The following is a 24598-nucleotide window of genomic DNA, read 5'->3' as shown; positions in this document are numbered from 1 at the left end:
ATGTTGCGCCTCATGTTGCGCATCGTGCTCCGCTTTCCGCCCGCCATCGCCTAAGCTGGAAGCAGGAGGTCCAGCATGAAAGCCCTTGCCAAGCTAGAACGCGCGCCAGGCCTGGCGCTGACCGACCTGCCCGAGCCCGAGGTCGGCCACAACGACGTGATGATCCGCATCCGCCAGACGGCCATCTGCGGTACCGATGTCCATATCTGGAAGTGGGACGAGTGGGCGCAGCACACCATCCCCGTGCCGATGCAGGTCGGGCACGAGTACGTGGGCGAGGTGGTGGCGATCGGCCAGGAGGTGCGCGGGCTGGCCATCGGCGACCGCGTCTCCGGCGAGGGCCATATCACCTGCGGCTTCTGCCGTAACTGCCGCGCCGGGCGGCGCCACCTGTGCCGCAACACGGTCGGCGTCGGGGTGAACCGCGCCGGTGCCTTCGCCGAATACCTGGTGATCCCCGCCTTCAACGCCTTCCGCATCCCGGACGATATCCCCGACGAGATCGCCGCCATCTTCGATCCCTTCGGCAATGCCACCCATACCGCGCTGTCCTTCAACCTGGTCGGCGAGGACGTGCTGATCACCGGCGCCGGGCCGATCGGCATCATGGCCGCGGCGATCGCGCGCCACGTGGGCGCCCGCAACGTGGTCATCACCGACGTCAACGACTACCGCCTCGCGCTGGCGGCGCGCATGGGCGCCACGCGCACGGTCAACGTCGCGCGCGAGGACCTGGGCGAGGTGGCGGCCGGCCTGCACATGGTCGAAGGCTTCGACGTGGGCCTGGAGATGTCGGGCGTGCCGTCGGCGTTCGCGGCCATGCTGGAGGCCATGAACCACGGCGGCAAGATCGCCCTGCTGGGCATACCGCCGTCGAGCGTGCCGATCGACTGGAACCAGGTCATCTTCAAGGGCCTGGAGATCAAGGGCATCTACGGCCGTGAGATGTTCGAGACCTGGTACAAGATGGTGGCGATGCTGCAGAGCGGGCTGGACCTGGCGCCCATGATCACGCACCGCTTCCCGGTGGCGGAGTACGAGGCGGGGTTCGCCGCCATGATGTCGGGCAACAGCGGCAAGGTGCTGCTCGACTGGGAGGCCTGACGGCGGGGCGGCGCAGGCGTCCGGCGGCAGGCCTGGCGAGGGATCTAGCGGTAGACCAGCACGGGGATGCTGCCATGCGTCAGCACCTTGCGCGTCTCGCTGCCCAGCAGCATGCCGACCATGCCGCGCCGGCCGTGCGAGGCCATCGCGATCAGGTCGCAGCCCTTGTCGCGTGCGGTGTCGAGGATGGCCTCGTAGGGATGGTCGTGGATCAGCGCCACCGTATCGCAGGGCACGCCGGCTTCGACCGCCTCGCTGGCGAAGCCACCCAGGTAGTCCTCCGCGGCGCGGCTGGCCTCGCGCGCGTACCGTGTGCGGGTGTCGCCCAGCAGTTCCACCTGGTAGGTGTGGAGCTGGAAATCCGGGATCACGTGCAGCAGCGTGAGGCGGGCGCCGATGGCGGCGGCGAATTCCAGCGCCTTGCGGAAGGCGGCCTCGGAGCCCGGGGTACCGTCGACCGGCATCAGCAGGTGTTGGAACATGGCGGGCTCCTTGCGCGGGAAGCGTTGCCGGACGGCGTGCCGGGAGGCGGGTGGGCGGTCCGGGATCGTGCCTTGAGTATAGGCTCGCGCACCCGTGCCGCAATGCGGCCCCGGCCACGTAGCCCGGCCGCACGGTACGGCCCTCCGCTGCGGCGGGCCAGGCCTGGCCCGCCGGATGCCGCCGCCGTCAACTCCCCTGAAACCCTGATGCCGCCGCCGCGCGGATTCCGCTACGATGCGCCCTCGGTGCCGCTTCGCATGGCGGCAACCGCGAGTTTCCCGGGCCAGGCGCCAACACAATTGGCACCCGGTCCGCCCATGATGGCCGCCGCCGCTTGCCGGCAGCCGTCGAACCTGCACCGCTTCGCGACCCGACGCGGTGTGCCGGGAAGGCAGAGCTACCCCTTTGCGCTTCCATTCCTGCTGGAGAAGACGTCTTGACTGCACGCATCCCCGCCGACGCCGCCCGCGGCCTGTTCGGCACGGGCGAAGGCCCGTCCCATGAGCACATCACGCTTGCCACCGACCCCGCGTCGGGCCTGCGAGCCATCATTGCCATCCACGATACGTCCCGCGGCCCGGCCTTCGGCGGCTGCCGCTACTGGACCTATGCGGCCGAGCAGGACGCGCTGACCGACGCCTTGCGTCTGTCGCAGGGCATGTCCTACAAGAACGCGCTGGCCGGGCTGCCGTTCGGCGGCGGCAAGGCCGTGATCCTGCGCGCGCCCGGCCAGACCGACCGCGCGGCGCTGTTCCAAGCCTTCGGCCGCCTGGTGGAGTCGCTGGACGGACGCTATATCACCGCCGAGGATGTCGGCACCACGGTGGAAGACATGCGCGCCGCCCAGGCGGAAACGCGCTATATCAGCGGCCTGCCGCGCGCCGGCGGCTTCGGCGGCAATCCCTCGCCCAAGACCGCCTATGGCGTGTTCGTCGGCATCGAAGCCGCGGTGCAGGTCGCGCTGGGCCGCACCGGCCTGGACGGCGTCTCCGTGGCCGTGCAGGGCCTGGGCTCGGTCGGCTGGGAGCTGTGCCGCCTGTTGCACGAAGCCGGCGCCCGCCTGGTCGTGGCCGACGTCGACGCCGCCAAGGTGGCGCAGGCCGCCGAACGTTTCGGCGCCCGCACCGTGGCGCCGGACAACATCGTCCAGGTGCAGGCCGACGTGTTCGCGCCGTGCGCACTGGGCGCCGTCATCACGCCGGCGGTGGCCGCCGGCTGCGCCTTCCAGGTGGTGGCGGGCGGGGCCAACAACCAGCTCGCCTCGCTGGCCGAAGGCGATGTACTGCAGCGCCGTGGCATCTTCTACGCACCCGACTTCCTCATCAATGCCGGTGGCATCATCAGCTGCGCCCGCGAATTCCTGGGCGGCGCCGACGAGGCCACGGTGATGGCCGAAGTGGCCGGCATCCGCGAGCGCGTGCTGGAGCTGGCCGAGCGCGTGCGCGCCAGCGCCCAGGCGCCGGCCCGCGTGGCCGTGCTGTGGGCCCAGGAGCGTCTGCGCGAAGGCGCGGCCTGAGGCCAGGGCACGGCGCCGCGCTCCGCCGTCGCGCCGGCACATCGGTGGCGGCGGCGTTGGACGCACATCGAGAGGGAATGCCGGGAGAAGCCGGCAGATCGGCCGATATTCCCGTTGGTGGCGGGCTGACCTAGGGTTTATACTGATCGCCACGCTTCCGCCACGCGGCGGCAGCGAGTGAGAGCGGCCCGCCTGGACGGGCCGCTGACGATTTCAACCCCTGTCCCGCTGTCTCCCGCGCCCCCGTCGCCCGGCCCTCGGCCGTGTGCCCGGCTGTCCCGGCTGCCAACATGCGGGTCGGGCGGCCGTGAACCTGCACGGCATTGCACCCGGTACTACCCCATGAAGCGGATGGCTGCATTCTTCGTCGTGAGCTGGACAGCCGCGGCGATCCTCCTGTTCTCCCACGACTCCGTGTCGATGCTGGCCCTGAGCGGCGTGGTCGCCTTCGGCGGGCTGGACCTGCTGCGTCCGTAGGCGGACCCCGGCGCGGCGTCGGCGCCATCCGGTGTAGAGTACGACAGCCCGCGCGCCAAGCCGGCCGCGGGGCTCCCTTCCTCCACCCACCGCCCACAGGACCCTGCCATGAGCCTGGTGATCGACCGCTTCGACCATATCGTCCTCAATGTGAAAGACGTGGAGGCCAGCGCCGCCTGGTACGAACACGTGCTCGGCATGCAGCGCGAGGACTTTGCCTCCCGTACCGGCACGCGCGTCAGCGTCAGGTTCGGCCAGCAGAAGATCAACCTGCGGCCGGTCGGCGAAGACACGGTGGCATGGTTCACCGGCGTCCGTCCCACCGCCGGCAGCGACGATCTGTGCTTCATCACCCGCATGCCGCCGAAGGAAGTGGTGGCGCATTTCCTCGCCCACGAGGTGCCGATCGAGGCCGGGCCGGCCGAGCGCACCGGCGCGCTCGGGCCGATGACCTCGGTCTATTGCCGCGACCCGGATGGCAACCTGATCGAGGTGGCGAGCTACCCGGCGGCTTGAGCGGCGGGACGCTGCCGCCATGCCGCGGTGCCTCAGGGCAACCGCCGCACCGAAATCACGCCACGGTCGTACAGCACTGCGCCGTCGACCTTGCCGCCTGCGTCGCGGGTGAACTGGAGCTGCGCGCGGCGGTCTTCGAAGACGAAACGGTCGGGTCGGCCCGGCAGCGGAAAGACCGGCTGCCGCCAGAAGTTGCCCAGCCGGACGCCGAGCTGGCCGCCGCTCTGCCGGACATCCAGCTTCAGTTCCGTGCGCAGCAGGCGCTTGCCTGCGTAGCGGCCGTCGTAGTCGGCGGCGCGTGCCGGCTCGATCACCACCGCCGCAGGCGCCGCCGCTTCGGTGCGGCTTGCCGAATAGCTCCCACCGCCTTGATACAGGTCGACGCCGGCTACGCGGCCGTCCTGCCGCCGGAAGACGAATTCGGCGCCGACGGGCGCATCGATGAAGGTATCGGTCCCGGCCGGCTCGAGCGGCCGGAAGCCGCCGCCGGAGAGCCGGCGGTACAGCCGGCCGTCCTGCGCGGCGAAGATCTCCAAGGTGTCCCGGTCGACGCGGTAGCTGCCGCTGACGGCCGCCAGCTCGGCGTCCGACGGTGTACCGCGGGCCGTGGCGGCGGGCGGGTAGCGGCGCGCCAGCACGCCGGTCAGCAGCCGGGATGGCTCGGCATGCGTATTGGCGGCCAGCAGCGCTGCCGCCTCGCCGGTGTCCGGCGCGAACACGAGCAGGGCGCGGTAGCCGGCGGTCAGGCCGTCGTGGAAGTAGGTCCGGTGCGCACCGGTGCCTCGCATCATGACTGCGTAGCCGATCTCTCCGGCGCGGTAGCGGCCGAGCGGCGTCAGCATGCGCGTGGCGGCCGGGCCCAGCGGGCCGGCGCTGCCTGCCGACAGGGCGCGCGCGAAGGCCAGCAGGTCGGTGGTGCTGGAACGCAGCGCGCCCGCGCCGGCCAGGGCATCGAAGTCCCAGGGCGGCGCGGGTTCCAGGTGGAAGCGGCCGGGCACCAGCCGTTCCTGCCGAGCGCCGAGTACCTGCATGGTGTCGTGCATGCCCAGCGGGCCGGTGATGCGCTCGCGCACCAGGGTGGCCCAGGGTTTGCCGTAGTGGTCGGCCAGCAACTGGCCGAGCAGGCCCATGCCGAAGTTGCTGTAGGCGCCGGCGCAGGGCGGCGCGTGTGCCAGCCGCAGGCCGGCCACGGCGGCGTAGAGGCGCTGGCGGTCGATGGCGGCGAAGGGGTTGGGCTCGGTATAGCCCGGAAAGCCGGGCGCCTCGCGCGGCAGGCAGGCGCCATGGGTGGCGAGCTGCCGCAGCGTGATGGCGGCGGTCTCCGGCGCCAGCCGGTAGGCGCCGCCGAGCAAGGTGCCGAGCGAATCGTCCAGCCCAAGCTCGCCGTGCTCCACGGCCTGGGCCAGCAGCAGTCCGGTGAAGAGCTTGCTGATCGAGCCGATCTCGAACAGCGGCTCGGCGCCGGCGGCTGCGCTTTGCACCATGGCAGGACCATCCTCCGACGCGCGGCGCAGCAGCGCCGACTGTTCGTGGTCCTGGCGCCATATGCCGACCGCGACGGTGCCGGGCTCATCGGCCAGGACGGCGCGCGCGATCTGCTCCGGTGGGGTGGTGAAATCGGGAAAGGTTGCCGCGGATGCAGCGTGCGCCGGCAGCGCGGGGGCGGCCAAGGCGCAGATCGTGCCCAGCGCCACGACGACGCGGCAAACCAGGCGAAAACGCAATCCCCTCATGGCATGCTCCCTGGGTTCCAATGACGGGATCCCCGACGATGGTGGCACCGGTACGGATGCCGTGGACGGCATTGTCGGCAAGGGTGTGAGGTCCGGTCAATATGGACGGAACCCGGGCCGGCGGCAGCGCGGGATTGCCGGTGCTGGCCGGGCTCGGTCCGGGACCCGGCGCGCGGCGATCGGCGGGGCTGGGGATGCGCGGAGGCGATCGGGAATGCTGCCGCGATGTGCGGCCTGATGTCGGCGGGCGCCCCGGCCGGTGCCAGGGGCCGCCCGCCCGCGTCAGGCCGCCTGGCGCGCGTCGGCCGCCACGCCCGCCAGCATCAGGTCGAGGTTCTGCACCGCCGCGCCCGAAGCGCCCTTGCCCAGGTTGTCGAACACCGCCGCCAGCAATACCTGCCCATGCTCGCGGTTGGCGAACACGGCCAGGCGCAGGTCGTTGGTGCCGTTCAGCGCCTGCGGGTCGAGGCGGGTGGCGGCGGCCGCCTCGGCCGGCGCCATCACCTCGACATGGCGCGCGCCGGCGTAGTGGTCGGCCAGGCAGGCATGCAGCTTGTCGCCGTCCGTGCCGGAGGCCAGCAGGTCCAGTTCCAGCGCCACCGTCAGCACGATGCCCTGGCGGAAGGCGCCGTAGGCCGGGACGAACGCGGGGCGCCGCGCCAGGCCCGCGTACTGCTGGATCTCGGGCGCGTGCTTGTGCGCCAGGCCAAGGCCGTAGACCTGGAACGGCAGGGCCTGATCGGCGTCCGGTCCCTCGTAGGTATCGACCGCGGCGCGGCCGCCGCCGGAGTAGCCCGACACGGCATGGATGGCGAGCGGGTAAGCGGGCGGCAGCAGGCCGCCCACCACCAGGGGGCGCAGCAGGCCGATCGCCCCGGTGGGGTAGCAGCCCGGATTGCTGACGCGCAACGCGCCGGCGATACGCTGCGCCTGGCCCGCCGCCATTTCCGGGAAGCCGTAGGTCCAGCCGGCTTGCGTGCGGTGCGCCGAGCTGGCGTCGATCACGCGCACCGCCGGGTTGGCGATGGATGCCACCGCCTCGCGCGCGGCCGCGTCCGGCAGGCACAGGATGGCGATGTCGCAAGCGTTGATGGCCTCGGCGCGGGCGCGTGCATCCTTGCGCTGGCCGGCGGGCAGCGTCAGCAGGCGCAGGTCGTCGCGGTCGCGCAGGCGTTCGTGGATCTGCAGGCCGGTGGTGCCCTGGTCGCCGTCGATGAAAACGAGGGGGTAGCGCATGATGTGGGTCCTCGAAAGTGGCTTGGGAATCGGTGGGAAAGCGTCAGCCCGGGGCCGGCGTGGCCGGTACGGGAAGCGCCATCTTGCGCCACCGGATAGAATCGGAAAAGTTGAATTTCATGACGCTGAAGTTCATCTTTCCTGAATGAAGTCCGCTGCCACGGACCCACCCTCAACCGGAGTGCCGCCGATGCGCGAAATCAGCCTGGACCGCCTGCGTACCCTCGTCGCCATCGCCGACCTGGGCTCCTTCGCCGAGGCCGCGCGCGCGCTGCACCTGGCGCCGCCCACCGTCAGCCTGCATATCGCCGAGCTCGAGGCCCGCGTCGGCGCGCCGCTGCTGACGCGCAAGCGTGGCGAGGTGCGGCCCTCCGCCATCGGCGAGACGCTGGTGGAGCGCGCCCGCCGCCTGCTGGCCGATGCCGACCAGGCGCTGGACGACGTGCAGCGCCAGGTGCAGGGCCTGGCCGGGCGGGTGCGCCTCGGCGCCTCGACCGGCGCCATCGCCCACCTGCTGCCGCAGGCGCTGGCCATGCTGGCGGAGCGGCATCCCGACATCGACGTGCAGGTGGCCGTGCTGACCTCCCAGGAGACGCTGGCGCGGCTGGCCGCCGGCACGCTGGAGGTCGGCCTGGTGGCGCTGCCGCAGGCGCGCGTGGCGGGACTGGCCATCCGCCCCTGGCGGCGCGACCCGGTGCTGGCCTTCCTGCCGGCGAGCTGGCCTTGTCCGGCGCGCATCACGCCGGCCTGGCTGGTGTCGCGCCCGCTGATCCTGAACGACGGCACCACGCGCCTGTCGCGCCTGACCGCCGAGTGGTTCGCCAGCGGCGGCCACCGGCCGGTGCCGCGCATCCAGCTCAACTACAACGACGCCATCAAGAGCCTGGTGGCGGCCGGCTATGGCGCGGCGCTGCTGCCGCACGAGGCCACCACGCCGGTGCCGGACGCGCGTGTGGTGATGCGGCCGCTGCGCCCGGCACTGTGGCGGCAGCTGGGCCTGGCGCATCGCGCGGGGCAGGTCGAGCGTGCCACCGAGCATGTGCTCGACGTCCTGTGGGCGCTGCGCGCGGCATAGCGGGGACGAAGCGCCCGCGAGGGGCGGGGCCGATGCGCGCTGAGCGCCAGCGTGGCCGCGGCGGCGCGTGAGGCGTGGCGTAGAATGGTCCGCCTTCCGCATCCTGCCTTGTTGCCGTGCCTGCCATGCGTTCCGTGCGCCCCATCCCGCCGCTGCTGTCCCTGCGCGTCTTCGAGGCGGTGGCGCGCCACCTGAGCTTCAGCAGCGCGGCGCAGGAACTGAACGTGACCCAGAGCGCGGTCAGCCACCATATCAAGAAACTGGAGGAAGACCTGGGCCTGCCGCTGTTCGCGCGGCGCCCGCGCGCGGTCGCGCTGACCGAGGCAGGGCAGGCCTACCACATCCACGTGGCGGCGGCCTTCGAGCGCCTGCGGCTGGGTACCGAAGCGATCCGCGCCGCGTCCGCGCCGAGCGTGCTGACGGTCGGGCTGCTGGCCTCCTTCGGCACGCGCTGGCTGGCCTCGCGCCTGCGCGGCTTCCACGCGGCGCACCCGGGTATCGAACTGCGCCTGCGGCCCGACATCGCGCTGGCCGACCTCGCGCGCGGCGAGGTGGACGTGGCGATCCGCTACGGCCGCGGCAAGTGGCCCGGCCTGCGCGCGCGCAAGCTGATGCCGGAACGGCTGGCGGTGGTGTGCGCGCCGGCGCTGCTCGCCGGCCCGGGGCGGCCGCCGCGGCGGCTGCGCCCGCAGGACCTGCTGCGCTTCCCCATCCTCAGCTCGCACGCCAGCGAGCCCTTCGAGTGGGCCGCCTGGGCGGCCCGCTTCGGCCTGGACCTGGGCCAGGCGCAGACCGTGCACCTGCATGACTACAACATCGTGGTCGAGGCCGCGTTGGCCGGCCAGGGCATCGCCATGGGCCGTCACCGCCTGATCGGGCCGCAGCTCGCCAGCGGCGCGCTGGTGCACGCTTTGCCCGGCATGGTGCTGGACGACCCGGACATCGGCTGGTGGCTGGTGACGGCGAACGGGCCGCGCGGCGCGGCGCTGGAGACCTTCTGCGACTGGCTGATGGCCGTGGCCGCGCAAGCCGTGGAGGAGGTCGGCAACGCAGGCGCGGCGCCGCTCGGCAAGGACGACGGCGGCATGGATCAATCTGGCTCATCCGTGCGCGCAAAGGATTGATTGGTCAGGCGCCGCGGCCGGCGCTAGCATGGGACTTCCCGATCGCAACCTGCAAGCCGCAACCCGCGATCCCCGACCCGAGCGATCCCCATGACCCAGTCCCTCAGCGCACGCGCGGCCGAACTCGGCCTGCACCTGGAGGCCGCCGCCGCGCCGGCCGCCAACTATGTTCCCTTCGTGCAGGAGGGCAACCTGCTGTATATCTCCGGCCAGATCGCGCGCCGCCAGGGCGAGACGGCCTGCGTCGGCCACCTCGGCGCCGAGGTCACGGAGGCCGAGGGTATCGAGGCGGCGCGATTGTGCGCGCTGGCTGTGCTGGCGCAGATCGCGGCCGCCACCGGCGACCGCCTCGACCGCGTGGCGCGCATCGTGCGCCTCGGCGTCTTCGTCGCCAGCGCGCCGGGCTTCCGCCGGCAGAGCGCGGTGGCCGACGGCGCCTCCAACCTGATGGTGCAGGTCTTCGGCGAGGCCGGCCGGCACGCGCGCAGCGCCGTCGGCGTGGCGGAGCTGCCCACCGGCAGCGCCGTCGAGATCGAGGCCGTGGTCGCCCTGCGGCCGCTGAACGCGCCGTCCGGCCAGCCTGGCCAGCCCGCAGCCTGATCCGCCATGACCGCACTGCTCACCGACGCCGCGGTCGACGCCTTGCGCGCCGCCACGCCCGGCACGCGCACGACCATCCACTTCAACCACGCGGGCGCTTCCTTGCCCTCCGCCGCCACCCTCGGCGCGATCCACGCCCACCTGGAGCGCGAGGCCACGCGCGGGCCGATGGAGGCCGGCGTGGCCGCCGCGGAGCAGAGCGAGCAGGCGCGCGTGCTCGCCGCCACGCTGCTCAACGCCGGGCCCGACGAGATCGCCCTGACCGGCGGCACCTCGCAAGGCTGGGGCAGCGCCTTCGCCGCGCTGGGCCGCTGGCGTGCGGGCGAGCGCATGCTGGTCAGCCGCCACGAATGGGGCGGCAATCTTGCGGTCATGCAGTTGGCGGCACGCGAGGCCGGGGCTTCGGTCGAAACCATCCCCTGCGCGCCGGACGGCACGGTCGATCCCGCCGCGCTCGAGGCCATGCTGGACGAACGCGTGCGCCTGATCGCGCTGACCTGGCTGCCGGCCAACGGCGGCCTGATCAATCCGGCCGAGGCCGTGGGCCAGGTGGCGCGCCGCCATGGCATCCCGTACTTCGTCGATGCCGCGCAGGCGGTCGGCCAGTTGCCGGTCGACGTGGCCCGCCTCGGCTGCGACGTGCTGAGCGCGGCTGGCCGCAAGGCGCTGCGCGCGCCGCGCGGTACCGGCCTGCTCTATGTACGGCGCGGGTTCCTGCCGCGCATGGCCACGCCGGCCTGGGTCGACCGCCATGCCGCGCCGCTCGACGCCCATGGCGAGCCGCGGCTGCGCCAGGACGCCGGCCGCTTCGAAGCGGCGGAGGCCTCGCTGGCGTTGCGCTGCGGTCTCGCCAACGCGCTGCGCGAAGCGCTGGCCATCGGCCTGCCGGCCATCCGCGCGCGGATCTTGGCCACGGCCGCCCACCTGCGCGCGGAGCTGGCCGCGGTTGCCGGCGTGACGGTGCTCGACGCGGGCACCGAACGCTCCGGCCTGGTGGCCTTCCAGGTGGCCGGGCACGAGCCGGCCGCGCTGCAGCGCGCGCTGGCGGCACAGGGTATCTCGATCGGCACCAGCGGCATTCCCTATACGCCGCTCGACATGCGCGCGCGCGGCCTGGACCAGGTGGCGCGGGCATCGGTCAGCTACCTGACCACGGTGGAGGAGGCAGGGCGGCTCGTTGCGGCCTTGCGAGGGTTGCTGCGCTGAGGGCGATGGCCTCAGCCGTGCCACGCGGCGACGTTGTGGCAGGACCGGGGGCTACCGGGCAGGACGACGAGCGCCGGGCCGGCTTCGGCTCACTGCGCGACGGGCCGGAAGCGAAGGCCGGCGCTGGCGCGTGGTGGCTGCGGCGGCCGGGGACGCACGCGATGCGCCTGCCCGGGGCCACGCTTCTCAGGCGCCCCCCTGTTGGCGGCGCACTTGGCGCGATGCAGGTTCGGCAGCCTGCCCGAGAACGCGATTGGCCCGGCGGATGAAGGCCCAATGCCAGGCCCAGAAGACGAGCGCGGCCAGGCCGGCGGCCGATCCCAGCGCGTTCGGCAGCAATGAGACGAGCTGCGCCGCACACCAGCCGATGCCGCTTGCCAGGCCGAAGGAGCGGAACCGCGCCAGGCCTGCGTGGGAACGCGCTTGCGCCTCCAGGGAGCGCGCGACGTTCGCCACGATGCAGAAGTCTTCGATGAAGTTGTAGGGCAGCAGGAACATCAGCCATACGCTGGCAGGGGAAGCGCGGCGGGCCTGTGGCGAGACCAGCGACAGCGACGTCTTCAGGTCACGGGCGTACAGGTAGACCAGGGCGAGGAAGACCAGGGCCACGGCCGCGCCGGTGCCCTGACCGAAGCGCTGCATTTCAGCGAGGATGCCGCCGCCGGCCTCGGGGTGGAAGAAGGGATAGGCCAGGCCGTAGCCGACCGGGACGCTGAGCAATGCCTTGAGGAAGATCCGTGGTGCTGGTTTCATGTGGGTGGCAGGATGGGGTATCCAATGGGCAGGGCGGGAATTGCGCGATTGCCTTGCCAATCCGCCATGATGCCAGTCAGCGCAGGCTCAGCCCAGCCGCATCGACAACTCCACATCCTCCGCGAACGGCACCGACAGATAGCCTGCTGCCGGCGCGCGCACGCGCGCCAGGTATTCCGGGCTGTCATCGGCGTTGTCGGCCACGATCAGCGCGCCGGGCCGCAGCCGGCTCTCCACCAGGGCGAGGATGTCGGGGTAGAGCGCCTTGGCGCCGTCGAGCAGCAGCAGGTCGATGCGCGCGGGCAGGTCGGAGGCCAGTGTCTGCAGGGCGTCGCCCACACGGATTTCCACCAGGTCGTGGAGGCCGGCGGCGGCCAGGTTGGCGCGGGCGCGCGTTACCTTGGACGGCTCGAACTCGCTGGTGATCAGGTGGCCGCCGCCGTTGTCACGCAGCGCCGCCGCCAGGTGCAGGGTCGAGATGCCGAAAGAGGTGCCGAACTCCACGATGCTGCGCGCGCCGCAGCCGCGCGCCAGCAGGTAGAGCAGGCGGCCGGTTGCGCGCGAGACCGGCAGCGGCACGTCCTTCAGGCGGCCATAGAGCTCGAGATAATCGGTCTTGCTCTGCAGCAGCCGTGCGCGCTCGGCCGGCGCGAGGTCGGCGAAGCCGGCAAGCAGCGCCGGTGAGGCCGCGTCGGCCTCGGCGAACAGGCGTTCCAGCAAGGGAGCGACGGGGGAGGTGGTCAGGGTAGTCATCGGGCTTTCCTCATTGAAAGAGTGAAACCTATAATGCGACGAATCCTTCAGGTTTTCTATTCGCATTGCCGACCACCCCATGCCGCCGCGCCGAAACACCCAGATTGCCTCGCGAAAACAGCCCCGGCAGGCCCGCTCCACCGAACTGGTCACGGCCGTCCTGCAAGCCGCTGTTCAGGTTCTGGCCGAAGAAGGCGCGCCACGTTTCACCACCGCGCGCGTGGCCGAGCGGGCCGGCGTCAGCGTCGGCTCGCTGTACCAGTACTTCCCCAACAAGGCGGCCATCCTGTTCCGCCTGCAAAGCGACGAATGGCGCCGGACCACCGAACTGCTGCGCGCCATTCTCGAAGACCGCGCCCGGCCGCCGTTCGAACGGCTGCGCATCCTGGTGCACACCTTCCTGCGTTCCGAATGCGAAGAAGCCGCCATCCGGGGGGCGCTCAACGACGCCGCACCGCTCTATCGCGATGCGCCCGAAGCGCAGGAGGTGAAGGCGGCGGGGCAGGGCATCGTCGACGCCTTCATGCGCGAGGCCCTGCCCGCGGCCTCGGACGCGACGCGGGCGCTGGCCGGCGGGCTGATCGCCAGCACGCTCGGCGCGGTCGGCAAGCAGTTCTCGGAGGCGCCGCGCTGCGACGAGGAAATCGATATCTACGCGGACGCCATGGCCGATATGTTGGTTGCCTATCTCGAGCGCCTGGGCCGTGCGTGATTCCGGCTTGACGGCAGCGACAAGCGGGCGCACCTTGGCATGTCGGCACCACGACCGCCCGGTTGGCCGCCGGCGGCAGCCATCGCCGCGCCGGTGCCCAAGGACGTGGGGCCACGAGCCGTTCCGGCCGCCTGCCCGGCACCGGACGCCATCCCGCTCTTGCCGCGTGGGGGACGCATATGCTGGCCGCTTCAGGTCATAACGGTGCCGAAGGCCGCGACCGGACCCTGCTGTACTTCGGCTGCCTGACCCTGCTCACCTACCTGGCCGCACCGGGCGGCGCGCTGGTCGATATCCAGACTTCCTACCTGCTCAAGAACCAGCTGCACGCCACCGCCACGGAGATTTCCGTGTTCCGGCTGCTGACCGGCATTCCGGTCTACTTCGCCTTCGCCTTCGGCCTCGCGCGCGACCAATGGAACCCGCTGGGCTGGCGCGACCGCGGCTTCTTCCTGATCTTCGCCCCGCTCACCGCCGTCGCGCTGCTCGGCATGGCCTTCAGTGGCCTTTCCTATGCGAGCCTGGGCCTCGGCATGCTGCTGGCGATGCTGTCCTCCCGCTTCGTCGCCGCCGCCTACCAAGGGCTGATCGCGCTGGTCGGCCAGGAAAAGCTGATGTCCGGCCGGCTGAGCGCTCTATGGAACGTCGTCGGCACCATCCCGGTCGTGGCGAGCGCCTTCGCCTCCGGCTACGTCTCCGACCACCTCGGCGCGCAGCAAGCCTTCCTGCTGGTGGCGGTGCTCAATCTCGGCCTCGCCCTGCTGTCCCTGTGGAAACCGGCCTCCGTCTTCCGCCATGCCTACGAGCAACCGCAGGCCAGGAGCACGGACTTCGTCGGCAACGTCCGCCGGCTGGTCAACCATCGGGCCATCTACCCCGCGCTGCTGATCTGCTTCCTGTGGAACTTCGCGCCGGGCGCCGCCACGCCGCTGCAGTTCTACCTGAGCAATACGCTGCACGCCTCCGATGCCGTCTACTCCTACTACAACGGCATCTTCGCCGCCGCCTTCGTGCCGACCTTCCTGCTGTACGGCTACCTGTGCAAGAGGGTGGCGCTGAGCAAGCTGCTGTGGTGGGGCACTCTGGTTGCCATTCCGCAGATGATCCCGCTGGCCTTCATCCACTCGGCCAATCTCGCGCTGGTGCTGGCGGCGCCGATCGGGCTGATGGGCGGCGTGGCTACCGCGGCCTACTTCGACCTGGCGATGCGCGCCTGCCCGCCGGGGCTGCAGGGAACCCTGATGATGCTGGTGGACGGGGTGTTCGCGCTGTCGGGGCGGGCGGGGGACCTGCTGGGGTCGTGGATCTATCGCAGCGGGGAGGAATGGGGATTTGTCTATTGTGTGGTGGCGACTACGTTCGTTTATGCCTTGATCCTGCCGCTGATTGCGGCGGTGCCGAGGGGGTTGATTGCCACCAGGGATGGGGAATTCAACGCGGAAGTCGAGGCGGCGGCGATCGAGGAGAGCGGGCGGGGCTAGCGCCCGAGAGTCGCGCGTACCCCTGCGGATGCCGCCCGTCGGCGGGCCGGGCCGCCGCGCGCGGGCAAGCCGTAAACCCGCACCTCAGCGGCGCTCGCCGTCCCGGTCGGCGCCAAGCTTTTCCAGCAGCGGCCTGAGCGCATCGAGTTCCGCGCCGAAGCCGCTCCAGTCTCCAGCCTTCAGCCGCTCGATGGCGCGGTCATAGTGGGCGAGCGCATCGCGTGCGCGTGCGTCGGCCGGGCCGGGGGCGGATGGTGCCGACGGAGCGCTGTCCTTGAACAGCGCCGCGATGGCTTCGCCCAAGGTGTCTTCCATCACCACGCGGTCGCCGTAGGCCGCGATGACGCGCTTCAATTCGGGCAACTGGCCGGACGCCGCGCGCAGGTAGAGCGGCGAGACGTAGAGGATCGAGTTCTCGACCGGCACGACCAGGAGATGGCCGCGGATGACGCGGGAGCCCATCTGGTTCCATAGCGAGATCTGCTGCGAGATCTCGGTGTTCTGCTGGATGCGTGCCTCGATCTGGTAGGGGCCGTAGACCAGCTTCTCCTTGGGGAAGGCGTAGACGATGAGCTTGCCGTATGCGGGTGGATCGCAGCGGGCTGCCAGCCACGCGATCATATTGTCGCGCTGGCTGGGCACCATCGGCATCATCAGGATGAACTCGGTGTCCGCCTCGCCGGGAAGCCGCATGATCATGTAGTAGGGCGACATCAGCGGGGTGGGCGCGCCGGGAGCGTTGGTGCCGTCTATGCCGGCCGGGGCGCGCGGGAACTGCCAGAGATCCTCGCGGTTATAGAAGACTTCCGGCGCGTCCATATGGTAGGCGCCGTAAAGCTGCGCCTGGATCCGGAACAGCTCCTCGGGGTAGCGGATATGCCGCTGCAGATCCGCCGGCATGGCGGACAGGGGTTTGAACAAGGCCGGGAAGATCCGCCGGTACGTCTGCACGATCGGGTCGGCGGGATCGCTGACATAGAAATCGACGGCGCCGTCATAGGCATCGATCACGATCTTGGCCGCATTGCGGATGTAGTTGGAGTTTTCGCCGAAGCCCGGCTGGGCATAGGGGAACCAGCGGCTGGTGGTATAGGCATCCTGGATCCAGTAAAGACGCCCGCCGCTGGCCACGATATACGGGTCCCGATCCAGGCTCAGGAACGGCGCGATAGCCAGCACCCGTTCCTGGATATTGCGGTGGATCAGGATCCGGCTTTGGCCGGTGATGTATCCGGTCAGCAGGATGTTGGCATCGCCCTGCTGCCAGGCGAACAGGGTGCGCCGCGCCAGGCCGCCGATGGCGATGCCGTCGCGCCCCTGGTAGCTGGTATAGGCATTGTCCTTGCCCTGCGGGTAGTCGAACTCCGGCACGCTGCCTTTGACGATGACGTAGTCGCGTGTGCCTTCGCCGAAATAGATGCGCGGTTGCCCGACCGGCGGACCGCCGGCGGCCACCGGCGGAATATCCCGCAGATAGAAGGAAGGCAGCCCTTCCGCTGATTTCTCGGTAACCGGCGACATCACGATGCCGCTGCCGTGGGTGAACAAAAGATGCAGGTTCACCCAGGTCTTGGCATTCGCCGGCAGCATGGCCGGCTCGAATTCGCGCGCGGACAGCATGACCTGGCGGTAGCCGCTGTCGAGGCGGTAGCGGTCGATGTCCAGCGAGAGAAACTTGTAGTAAGTCCGGATCTCCTGCAGCTGCGCATAGGTATCCAGCAGCGGTGCCACGTCCCACAGGCGGACATTGTCGATGGTCGCCCGGTTGGCCTCGATCTTGGCGAGATCCAGTCCCTGCTCGGCGGGAAACGGCTTGACCTCGATCTGTTCCAGGCCATAGGCCCTGCGGGTCAGCGCGATATTGCGGGCAATGAAGGGCGCCTCCAGTTCCAGTTCGCTCGGCTTGACATAGAAGCGATGGAACAGCGCCGGATAGACCAGGGCCAGCAGGAAAGAGCCGCCGGACACCAGCAAGACCGCGGCGACCGGCACGCGATAGTCGCGGCGGCGCATATTGGCCAGCGATGCGCAGGCCGCGGCGATGGCAAGGCTGGCGAGCAGCCACAGCACGGGCAGCTCGACGTGGATGTCCGTATAGCTGGCGCCCACCACGACGCCGTTATCGCCGTACAGCAGCAGATAGCGGTCCAGCCAGTACGACCAGGCCTTCAACAGGAAGAACAGGCCCAGCAGCGCCGAGCCATGCGCCGCCACGGCGGGAGCCAGCCGCATGGCAGGCGGCCCGAGCACGATATCGCCACGTATCCCATAAATCACGGCAGCGATGGCCGTGCTCCAGAGCAGCAACCAGTACAGCCAGTTCTTCAGGGCAAGATAAAGCGGCAGCGAGAAGAGGTAGAAACCGATGTCCTTGCCGAAGATCGGGTCCTGCTCGCCGAAGGGAACCTGGTGCAGAAAGCGCAGCGCCAGGTCCCAGCGCGACATTTCACTGTCGGCGATGAACAGCCCGATGACGACGGCCGCGCCGGCAAGGGCGGCACGCCAGGGAATGCGTGCCGCCACGTCGCCGGGCATGCCGATGAACCGTGGCGGTCCGGAGGAGCCGGTGTGCAGCGCCAGCACGCGAGGCCCGCTCGCAAAATGGTGCGCCACCATCCCCGCCGCCCATAGGATGCCCGCCGAGATGGCGAACACGGCAATGAACAAGAAGACCTTGGCGGAGAGAATGACCCGGAAGACGCTGGCGTAGCCGATCGAAGAAAGCCACAGCCACTCGACCAGGAGATCTGCCAGGCGGGCGAGGAGGATCAGGCCGCCGATGACTACGGCGGCGATGGCATAGCCCTTCAGGCGCACGCTGGATCTGCGTGGCGACCGCATTGCCTCTCCTTGGCTGCAACCGTTGGCGAGCTATCGCGCTGCCGGCCGCTCGTAGGTGACGGATCCGGCGGGCAGGTGCGGATACCCCGTCAGGCATTCTAGGTCGGGGATCTGGCTGTCGGCGGGCCAGGCGTGTGGTGTGGGGTACCAAATCTTGCGGGGCCGGGGGGAAGGGGAAGGGGGAAGGGGGAAGGGGGGGGGCGAGTGGCGGTGGCTAGGCCGGGGTCTGCATGCTCACGAGCTGCCTGGAGCGCGCCTCTTGGCACCCCGTGTGCCGGGTTCGCACCGCGTTGGCGTTGGCCCGAGATGTCATTGAGCCGAATCGGGAAATGCCGGTGATCGCTTGGAGGTGGCGGCTTGAGCGGTTGAGTCCGCGACCCGGGACCCGCTGCGGCCATTGGGTCCATTGGGTCCATTGGGTCCGGCATCGTCGTTCCAGGCCCGGAATCAAAAGGGAGAGGGGCCGGAACCCCCTCCCTTCAGGAACGATGCAGCAATTTGCTATTTCTTCGCGATCGTAAACGGGCCCGACTCCGAGCACTCCTGCCGGCTGGCATCGAGCGACCAGGTTTCCGCCCATTTCTCCTCGAAGGTGCCGGCGATGGCCCCGGTGGCGTCAATCGTGCCAACGTGCTTGTTATAGCCCTCCTCGTAGAAGGTCACGCTTCCCTGGACCGAAGAAATGCCCTTGGGTTGCAGTTCGTAGAGGTTGATGGCGCCGTTCTTGGCGTTGTAGCTGCCGGTCAGGTAGGCGGGCTGGCCATTATCGTCGGGATATCGCACCAATGCGATATTGCGCGCCGCATCGAAGGCGATGCTGATGTCGATATAAATCGGCTTGTTGAGCGTCCGATCGCTGCTGCAGTAAAGCGTCGCTGCACCGCCATTGACGGAAATCGGTGCCGGAATGGTTTGCTGCGTGACGGTCTTGGTCAGGCGATAGTCGACGAACTTTCCTGCCATGTCGCTGGCCAGGGACGTGCTCAGGGCCTCATTCGCGGCGCGGATGCGTGCCGCGTTGGAGGGGTCGTTGAACCAGTCGTCGGCGGTCATGCCCGTGGTGCCCAAAGGCTTGCTCTGTACCACTGCGGAAGCCAGCACGAGCGTGTTGCTGGTGGCGCCGCCGATGAGCGAAGTCTGGCCGCCATCGATATAAGCCTGGAGGATTGTCGCCGCCCGTTGGACTACGGAAAAATCGGGCGAGTAGGCATCGAGTTCGGCTTGAGAGACCTTGCCGTCATGGTCCAGGTCGGCCAGCGCGAAATTCGCGGTGGTGATGTGCGTGACATTGGCGGAGGTCAACTGTGCCGGCGTCACCGTGCCGGCAGATCCTGCCGCAGACAACACCTGTGCCACGGTGCCCAATGTCGAGGCGAGCTGGATGTCGGTGCCCTTCGCGGCCATCAGCGTCAGCAGGCCGGAAGCGAGATTGCGGGGAATGGTCAGGACGTAGTTACCCTGAGCGTCGGTCTGGCTGGAGCAGATCGCATCCCCGGCGGCATTGTTCGCCTGCACCCCATTGGAGAACAGGCAGACCTTCGCGCCTGCGATCGGGCCGTCAGTGACCTGGCCGCTCAGCGTTACCACGTTGCTGCCGGCGCTGGGCGTGCTCACGGTGGCCGTGTTGCTGCTGCCACTGCCACTATCGCCGCCACCGCAGGCGGATAGCGCAAACACCGCCAGCGCAATCGTTGCCGACGCCGCGAGCCTGAAGTTTCCCGTTTTCGAAAGGTTATGCAATTCCCAGCCCCTAAAGACGAAGCCCCTGCCAGTGCAGGGTAACTAACGAAGAAATGTATGTGCGTTGTGATGCACTGTCTGGCATCTAACGGCACTTTCCAGGTGTTCTTTAGGATACAAAGTGGATTAAGGGGGCCTTCTGATGCCGCTTGTCGGGAGGCATCTGTAGCTGGCCGCCCGGCTGTCGTGGCATGGCCGGTCGTCTCCTTTTGAGCAGCGTGCGGCATATCTGGCTTGAGCCTGCGATACCCACGCCTGAGTGTCCAGGTCGGCCAAGCGATCCGCCCATGGCGCGTCAGCACTGGAATGGCGCTTGACGGTCGGCAGGCGAGAGTTGGAAGACGAGGTGGCCTGCGGTTCGAATCCTGCCGCCCCGACTCGAGGTGATGGGAGGCGATTGGCCTTTGCCCCGGGGATAAATCATCGATGCGAAGGTTCGCGTTGCGGGTCGACCCTTCTCACGCCTGCAGGATGATTTTCTGCAGCAGGCTAGTCAGATCTCGACGCTGATCGATGATCAGGTGAATATAGATCGTGTCGTCCCTGAATTCATAAATGATTCGATTCTTTCCGCAAGGCACTTCGCGGAACCTGTTCGCGGTCAGCCCACTGAGCTCATCGACGATATGGCCGCATTCCGGAAACTCTCGGATGCGAGTGATGGACGCCTGGATCTGCGCATAGGAGTCTTCCCAGACGGCTATGCCAAATGCATCCACAACGTAGCGGCGCACCCGCTTCAGTTCGCTTCTGCCGCTGTCGAGAAGCTTCGCCTTCAGCAAATTGGAGGCCATCAGCGCCGTTTTTCTTGCCGGTCCAGTTCATCCAGTTCGGCAAACACATCATCGATGTCGGAAAACTTCTCCTGCTCGATCTGCTTTTGCCCAAGGGCCAGAATCTTCAGCAAGGCCAATGTCTGCCGGTCGGCTTCATAGCTGCGCACGTCTTGCACAACGAGCTTGGCCTCACCGTTTTGGGTGATGATCAATGGCTCACCGGACTCGGCGAGGTCCTTGACGATCTGTGCAGCTTCACTTTTGAGATAGCTGATTGGTTTGACGTGATCCGCGATTCGCATTGCACGGCTCCTGTGGATAGCAATGATGGACTGAATATAGTCCGTTAACAGTCCAGCGTCAATTCTGCCCGCGCGCATGGCCTTCTCCTTCTGCAGCAGATCGTCCAGTCACACCTGCCGCTGGGCGGCGGAAGCGGATGAAGATGGCGCCCGAACCCCGAACCCCACGAGTCGTGGCTGCTAGATACCATGCGTGGCAGACAGGCCGGCGGACGGATCCGGGCCGGCGTCGAGCGACCGCTCCCTTGCTGAGCGGAAATAGAGGGACGGGGGATCCAGCGCAAACAGACCCAGGATCGGCGGGGGATAGGCTATCGGGTCGACCAGGGCGAGCGTACCCGGGGCAGCCGCGAAGAAAACCTGGCCGAGTCGGAGCATGCTCTGTGCATCGACGCCGCAAACATAGTAGTAAGTCTGGCCTTCCCACTCGATCCAGCCCGCCCGGTATGGCTCGGACAGCGTCACGCTTGCCACGGGATCCCGTTCTCGATAACGCCGGATTGCCAGGCGGAGCCAGTTGAGATGGCGCTGATGGAAATCGAGGGCAAGCCGCTGATGCTCTGGTGTGTCGTCTTGCATTGGATGATTGCCTTTTCTGAGGTCGGCCTGAGTCCTGCCGGCTGTTCGGGATGGCAAAGGCGATGCAATGAAGCGTCGGGCAGCCTTGGCGGATGGCGCCAGCAGTGGATGCAGAACAGGAAGCCCGGCGGCAGCCGAGGCTTTAGAGATGGCGCCGACTATCGCATCCAGGCGATCCGGGCATGTATTCCGTCATATCGATGACCCCAGTCTTGTTTTAGTGGCATTGATTTGCTCTTCTGCGCAGGCCGTCTGTCGTGGCGAGCGCATGGCGGGCTTTAGCGTAGGTAATGGGGTCAAAAGCTCAAGTAGTCTTTTTGGACTAGAGGCAACCGAAGCGTATTGCGCGAGAACAGGTGGCATGTTCTGCTGCCTTCGCCCAGCCGGAAGCGATGCGGTGCGCCCATCCGTCCGGTGCTGTGTCTGCTGGCCCGATGCCATGCCTATGGCAATTGAGCCGGCGCCGTGAAAGGTCAATCAGGATGGATGGGAAGGAGAATGATATGAATTATCATTTTTATTATCAATTGAGCGCAAAAAAAGGGTATAGGTGTGGGACCCTATACCCTGACGGAATAAGCAACGGGTTGGTTGACGTTGCGGCTGTCACTCTATATTGGGGCGAAGCATTTCTTTATCCCCCGGGCGTCGGGGGCACTCTAAGGTGGGGACAATGAATTGAATGTTATGAATAGCGCCGTGGTCCGAGTGGATAGGGAGGGCGGAGATGTCCAGGGACGTCGAACTCTGGAAACGCTGTCAGAGTATGGCCTGCTCAGTCTCGCGACTGAGCAGGCCGGCACGATTGGCTCCCTTCCTGACCGGCTCTTGACACTGGAATGTGGGATATCGGCTCGCCAGCACGGACGTCGAGAGCGTGGGGCGCGTCGTCTGCCGAGGCGGCCAAGGCCCTGCTCCGGCTCCAGCATCGGGTCGGATAACTGCTGATCTATAGAAGCGTCGGGCTTGATCCTCGGGGCGCCAGATGGCACGGTCCAACGAAGGGACGCTGTTAGCGATGGACGTTCGGGCGTCTGCGCAGCAATCTGGAGGAAGGGCTTAAGCTGCTCAAGCTCCGCAGTCGGCTCGTCGTTTGCGGATCGAAAACGGACATTGACGTGTGAAAGACTAGTCCTAATCTGACAGTGCTTGCAGCGCCGGGCATGCGGTCTCGCAACAAAAGCGCAAGCTGATCGAACAGGGCTTTGGCTGGATCAAGACCGTGGGGCGCATGCGTCAGGTGATGGTGCGCGGCCTGAAGAAAGCCGATCAGATGTTTGTGCTGAGCATGGCCGCCTACAACCTCGTGCGCATGCGCTCGCTGGGAGAAATCCGTCCGCAGTTCCAGTGATCGCGGTAATGAGTCCGGAAATGGGCGAAAAATGCGGAAAAAGTCGATGCTGTGACGCTCAGCTTCCGGATTGTGAAACATAGTGGACTCGCAAGCCTTGCGGGAGAGGCCTCACCGCTTGCGCGGCGAGTACTTCAGCGGCTGGTCAGGTCCCTGCGGCCATAAATCAGGTCCATAATAATTTAAAAATGAAACAAAAAAATAAATAAAAATAGCTTGAAAATATATCACTGCTGATTGGGCGCAACTATCCCATATCGCTCCATCTGCCGATAGACCGTCGCCCGCGCGATCCCCAGCTGAACCGCAACCTGCGTAATGCGCCATTTGTTCCGCCGCAATGCCGCCAGCAGGACCTCGCGTTCGTTGCCGGGAAGCGGCCGCGTGGCCGCCGGCGCGGCTTCTGCCGGGTTTTCCTGCGTGCCCTCAAGGATCTCGGGCGGTAGTGCGTCGGTGTCGATGAAGCCGTTGTCGCTCATGGCCAGCGCGAAGCGCAGCACATTGCGCAATTGCCGCACATTGCCCTGCCAGGTGTAGGCGCGGAGCAGGGCCAGCGTGGCGGGCGCCAGTTCGGCCCGCATGTCCAGCTGCCGGCCCTCTTCTGCGGCGATGCGTGCGATCAGGTAGTCCTTGTCGCGCCGCTCGCGCAGGGCCGGCAGGTGCAAGGTGGCGCCGCACAGGCGATAGTAGAGGTCTTCGCGGAAGCATTGTTCGGCGATCAGCTGGCGCAGGTCGCGGTGCGAGGCGGCGATCACGCGCAGGTCTACCGGGATGGGTTTCTCCGCGCCCAGCGGCATCACTTCGCGTTCGGACAGCACGCGCAGCAGCCGGCTTTGCAGGTGCAGCGGCATGTCGCCGATTTCGTCGAGGAACAGCGTGCCGCCGTCGGATTGCGCAATCAGGCCGCGCATGCCTTTGCTGCGCGCACCGGTGAAGGTGCCCGGCGAATAGCCGAACAACTCGCTCTCTATCAGCGATTCGGGAATGGCGGCGCAGTTGACCGCGACGAAGGATTTGCCGCGGCGCTCGCTGGCAGCGTGCAGCGCCTTGGCCAGGACTTCCTTGCCGGTGCCGGTTTCGCCATGCACCAGGATATTGAGCGGCTTGTTGGCAAGCCGCTTGGCCTGCAGGATCAGCCGCTGCATCTGCGGGTCGCCCGCTCCGAGCGCGTCCAGCGCGGCGCTTGCCTCCGCGCTCGGCAGCGCCGGCTGGGCCCCGGGCGCCGAGGGCCGGCCCGGCGCGCCGCGCGGCGCGATGGCGGTGGCGTAGTACAAGCCGTGGTCATGGGTGCGCACCGCGGTGCGCTCGGACGACATGCCGGCGTGGGCGATGCGCCAGAGCTCGCTCATGTCTTCGCGGAAGACTTCGGTGAGCAGGTGGCCGCGCAGATCCAGGGGCTTGCCGCCGTGTCCTTCGGCGGCGTCGGCCAGCCGCAGCCTGCGCCGGCCTCCGCTGTTGATGCCCCGGATGACGCCGTCGGCGTCGAAGGCGACCATGATCTCGCTGTCCACGTCCACCAGCGACCAGGTCGAGCCCAGCCGCAGGATCCATTGGTCGCGGAAGTAGCGCAGGAAGTTGGCGTCCTCGATCATCTGCGCATACATGGTGGTCATCTGCAGCGCCAGGTGCTGTCCTTCGCGCGGCGCCGGAGCGCTCAGCGCGGAGACGTCGAGCACGCCCAGGAAGCCGCCGGTGGGATCGAACAGCGGCGCGCTGTTGCACGTGAGCGTGATATGGGACACGTCGAAGTGGTCGGTCTGGTGGCAGGTCACCGGCGCCTGCTCGACAATGCAGGTGCCCACCGCGCAGGTGCCGGCGCGCGGCTCGCTCCAGTCCGCGCCGAGGTAGAGCCCGGCGCGCTTGAGTTCGTGGTCCCGGTGGTCGTTGCCGATGAAGTCCACGGTCACGCCATGGGCGTCGGTCAGCAGCAGCACGCAGTCGAGGGCGGAGACGCGCTTGTAGAGCTGCTCCATGCCGGTACGCGCCACGCCGAGAAAATCCTCGATCTGGTCCTTGTGTTCGCGCAGGCGCTGCGCCTCCACGATATACGCAGGCACCGGCCGGCTCGGGTCGAGGCCATAGTCGTTGAAGCAGCGCAGCCAGGAACGCTCTATCGTGCCCTCGGCCGCGCCGGGCTGCTGCGCAAAGGCGAGCAGGCGCTCGATATGTGCCCGGTGTGCTTGTTGCAGCACGGTTGTCTCCTTGGGCGGTTCATGTGGGGGCTGGCGGCGATCGGATGC

At 68.2% G+C, this 24598-nt stretch carries 21 protein-coding genes and 1 pseudogene; 11 read left to right on the top strand and 11 right to left on the bottom strand.

Translation table 11 applies throughout. The features are described from left to right. The first annotated feature begins 75 nt into the window (after positions 1–75). On the top strand, positions 76–1104 hold the full coding sequence (tdh, locus tag BKK80_RS28410) for an L-threonine 3-dehydrogenase (protein WP_071019637.1): 1029 nt from the start codon (positions 76–78) through the stop codon (positions 1102–1104). Positions 1105–1148: 44 nt separating this feature from the next. Here tdh and BKK80_RS28405 read toward each other — a convergent pair whose 3' ends face one another. Further along, a complete protein-coding gene (locus BKK80_RS28405; RefSeq protein WP_071019639.1) occupies positions 1149–1586 on the bottom strand; it encodes a universal stress protein in 438 nt (145 codons plus the stop codon). A 437-nt stretch (positions 1587–2023) separates the two neighbouring features. Between BKK80_RS28405 and BKK80_RS28400 the strand changes: the two genes are divergently transcribed. The 3 genes from BKK80_RS28400 to BKK80_RS28395 all read left to right on the top strand — a co-directional run bounded on the left by BKK80_RS28400 (position 2024) and on the right by BKK80_RS28395 (position 4096). Further along, on the top strand, positions 2024–3103 hold the full coding sequence (locus BKK80_RS28400) for a Leu/Phe/Val dehydrogenase (protein ID WP_071019642.1): 1080 nt from the start codon (positions 2024–2026) through the stop codon (positions 3101–3103). 342 nt (positions 3104–3445) lie between these two features. Continuing rightward, positions 3446–3580 (top strand): hypothetical protein, encoded by a 135-nt coding sequence (locus BKK80_RS37785; protein ID WP_257786758.1) that lies wholly within the window; start codon positions 3446–3448, stop codon positions 3578–3580. Positions 3581–3688: 108 nt separating this feature from the next. Beyond that, a complete protein-coding gene (locus tag BKK80_RS28395; protein ID WP_071019644.1) occupies positions 3689–4096 on the top strand; it encodes a VOC family protein in 408 nt (135 codons plus the stop codon). Between the two features lie 32 nt (positions 4097–4128). Here BKK80_RS28395 and BKK80_RS28390 read toward each other — a convergent pair whose 3' ends face one another. Together BKK80_RS28390 and argC are read right to left on the bottom strand one after the other, a co-directional pair. After that, a complete protein-coding gene (locus BKK80_RS28390; protein WP_157903361.1) occupies positions 4129–5829 on the bottom strand; it encodes a serine hydrolase domain-containing protein in 1701 nt (566 codons plus the stop codon). A gap of 282 nt (positions 5830–6111) precedes the next feature. Next, the gene (argC, locus tag BKK80_RS28385) at positions 6112–7065 is read right to left on the bottom strand and encodes an N-acetyl-gamma-glutamyl-phosphate reductase (RefSeq protein ID WP_071072230.1); all 954 of its coding nucleotides are present in this window, start codon (positions 7063–7065) and stop codon (positions 6112–6114) included. 190 nt (positions 7066–7255) lie between these two features. Here argC and BKK80_RS28380 point away from each other — a divergent pair, with 190 nt between their 5' ends. From BKK80_RS28380 to BKK80_RS28365, 4 genes are all read left to right on the top strand, one after another. After that, positions 7256–8140: a LysR family transcriptional regulator gene (locus tag BKK80_RS28380; protein ID WP_071019652.1), complete on the top strand. Its 885-nt coding sequence runs from the start codon at positions 7256–7258 to the stop codon at positions 8138–8140. Positions 8141–8265: 125 nt separating this feature from the next. Next, complete coding sequence (locus tag BKK80_RS28375; protein ID WP_084545793.1) at positions 8266–9264, top strand: LysR substrate-binding domain-containing protein; 999 nt, start codon at positions 8266–8268, stop codon at positions 9262–9264. 90 nt (positions 9265–9354) lie between these two features. Further along, positions 9355–9864, top strand: coding sequence for a RidA family protein (locus BKK80_RS28370; RefSeq protein WP_071072228.1), 510 nt, complete (start codon positions 9355–9357; stop codon positions 9862–9864). A 6-nt stretch (positions 9865–9870) separates the two neighbouring features. Next, a complete protein-coding gene (locus BKK80_RS28365; protein WP_071072226.1) occupies positions 9871–11070 on the top strand; it encodes an aminotransferase class V-fold PLP-dependent enzyme in 1200 nt (399 codons plus the stop codon). Positions 11071–11256: 186 nt separating this feature from the next. Here the strand turns inward: BKK80_RS28365 and BKK80_RS28360 are convergent, their stop codons facing one another. Together BKK80_RS28360 and BKK80_RS28355 are read right to left on the bottom strand one after the other, a co-directional pair. Continuing rightward, positions 11257–11823 carry a hypothetical protein gene (locus tag BKK80_RS28360; RefSeq protein WP_071072224.1) on the bottom strand — a complete coding sequence of 189 codons (567 nt, stop codon included), beginning with the start codon at positions 11821–11823 and terminating at the stop codon, positions 11257–11259. Positions 11824–11910: 87 nt separating this feature from the next. Beyond that, positions 11911–12576 (bottom strand): O-methyltransferase, encoded by a 666-nt coding sequence (locus tag BKK80_RS28355; RefSeq protein ID WP_071019663.1) that lies wholly within the window; start codon positions 12574–12576, stop codon positions 11911–11913. Positions 12577–12655: 79 nt separating this feature from the next. On the opposite strand from BKK80_RS28355, the gene BKK80_RS28350 reads away from it, so the two are divergent. Then, positions 12656–13288 (top strand): TetR/AcrR family transcriptional regulator, encoded by a 633-nt coding sequence (locus BKK80_RS28350; protein WP_071040069.1) that lies wholly within the window; start codon positions 12656–12658, stop codon positions 13286–13288. A gap of 179 nt (positions 13289–13467) precedes the next feature. Further along, positions 13468–14769: an MFS transporter gene (locus tag BKK80_RS28345; protein WP_071072222.1), complete on the top strand. Its 1302-nt coding sequence runs from the start codon at positions 13468–13470 to the stop codon at positions 14767–14769. A gap of 84 nt (positions 14770–14853) precedes the next feature. Here BKK80_RS28345 and BKK80_RS28340 read toward each other — a convergent pair whose 3' ends face one another. The 5 genes from BKK80_RS28340 to BKK80_RS28320 form a co-directional block, all read right to left on the bottom strand. Next, the gene (locus tag BKK80_RS28340; protein WP_071072220.1) at positions 14854–17610 is read right to left on the bottom strand and encodes a UPF0182 family membrane protein; all 2757 of its coding nucleotides are present in this window, start codon (positions 17608–17610) and stop codon (positions 14854–14856) included. A gap of 501 nt (positions 17611–18111) precedes the next feature. Beyond that, a complete protein-coding gene (locus tag BKK80_RS28335; protein WP_157903360.1) occupies positions 18112–19350 on the bottom strand; it encodes a hypothetical protein in 1239 nt (412 codons plus the stop codon). 458 nt (positions 19351–19808) lie between these two features. After that, positions 19809–20144: a type II toxin-antitoxin system RelE/ParE family toxin gene (locus BKK80_RS28330; protein WP_071040065.1), complete on the bottom strand. Its 336-nt coding sequence runs from the start codon at positions 20142–20144 to the stop codon at positions 19809–19811. Further along, complete coding sequence (locus BKK80_RS28325) at positions 20144–20428, bottom strand: type II toxin-antitoxin system Phd/YefM family antitoxin (protein ID WP_071040562.1); 285 nt, start codon at positions 20426–20428, stop codon at positions 20144–20146. Before BKK80_RS28325 ends, BKK80_RS28330 begins: the two co-directional genes overlap by 1 nt. Before the next feature lie 180 nt (positions 20429–20608). Continuing rightward, entirely contained in the window at positions 20609–21007 is a 399-nt protein-coding gene (locus BKK80_RS28320; protein WP_071072215.1) for a hypothetical protein, read from the bottom strand. 1147 nt (positions 21008–22154) lie between these two features. Between BKK80_RS28320 and BKK80_RS28315 the strand changes: the two are divergent. Next, a pseudogene (locus tag BKK80_RS28315) lies at positions 22155–22358 on the top strand (transposase); the annotation flags it as partial. A 227-nt stretch (positions 22359–22585) separates the two neighbouring features. On the opposite strand, the gene BKK80_RS28310 reads toward BKK80_RS28315, so the two are convergent. Continuing rightward, positions 22586–24550, bottom strand: coding sequence for a sigma-54-dependent Fis family transcriptional regulator (locus BKK80_RS28310; protein ID WP_071072213.1), 1965 nt, complete (start codon positions 24548–24550; stop codon positions 22586–22588). Positions 24551–24598 lie beyond the last annotated feature (48 nt).

The organism is Cupriavidus malaysiensis, assembly GCF_001854325.1.
Taxonomy (GTDB): Bacteria; Pseudomonadota; Gammaproteobacteria; order Burkholderiales; family Burkholderiaceae; genus Cupriavidus; species Cupriavidus malaysiensis.
Note: the sequence above shows the minus strand (reverse complement) of the source record. Positions and strands in the feature narration are given on the sequence as shown.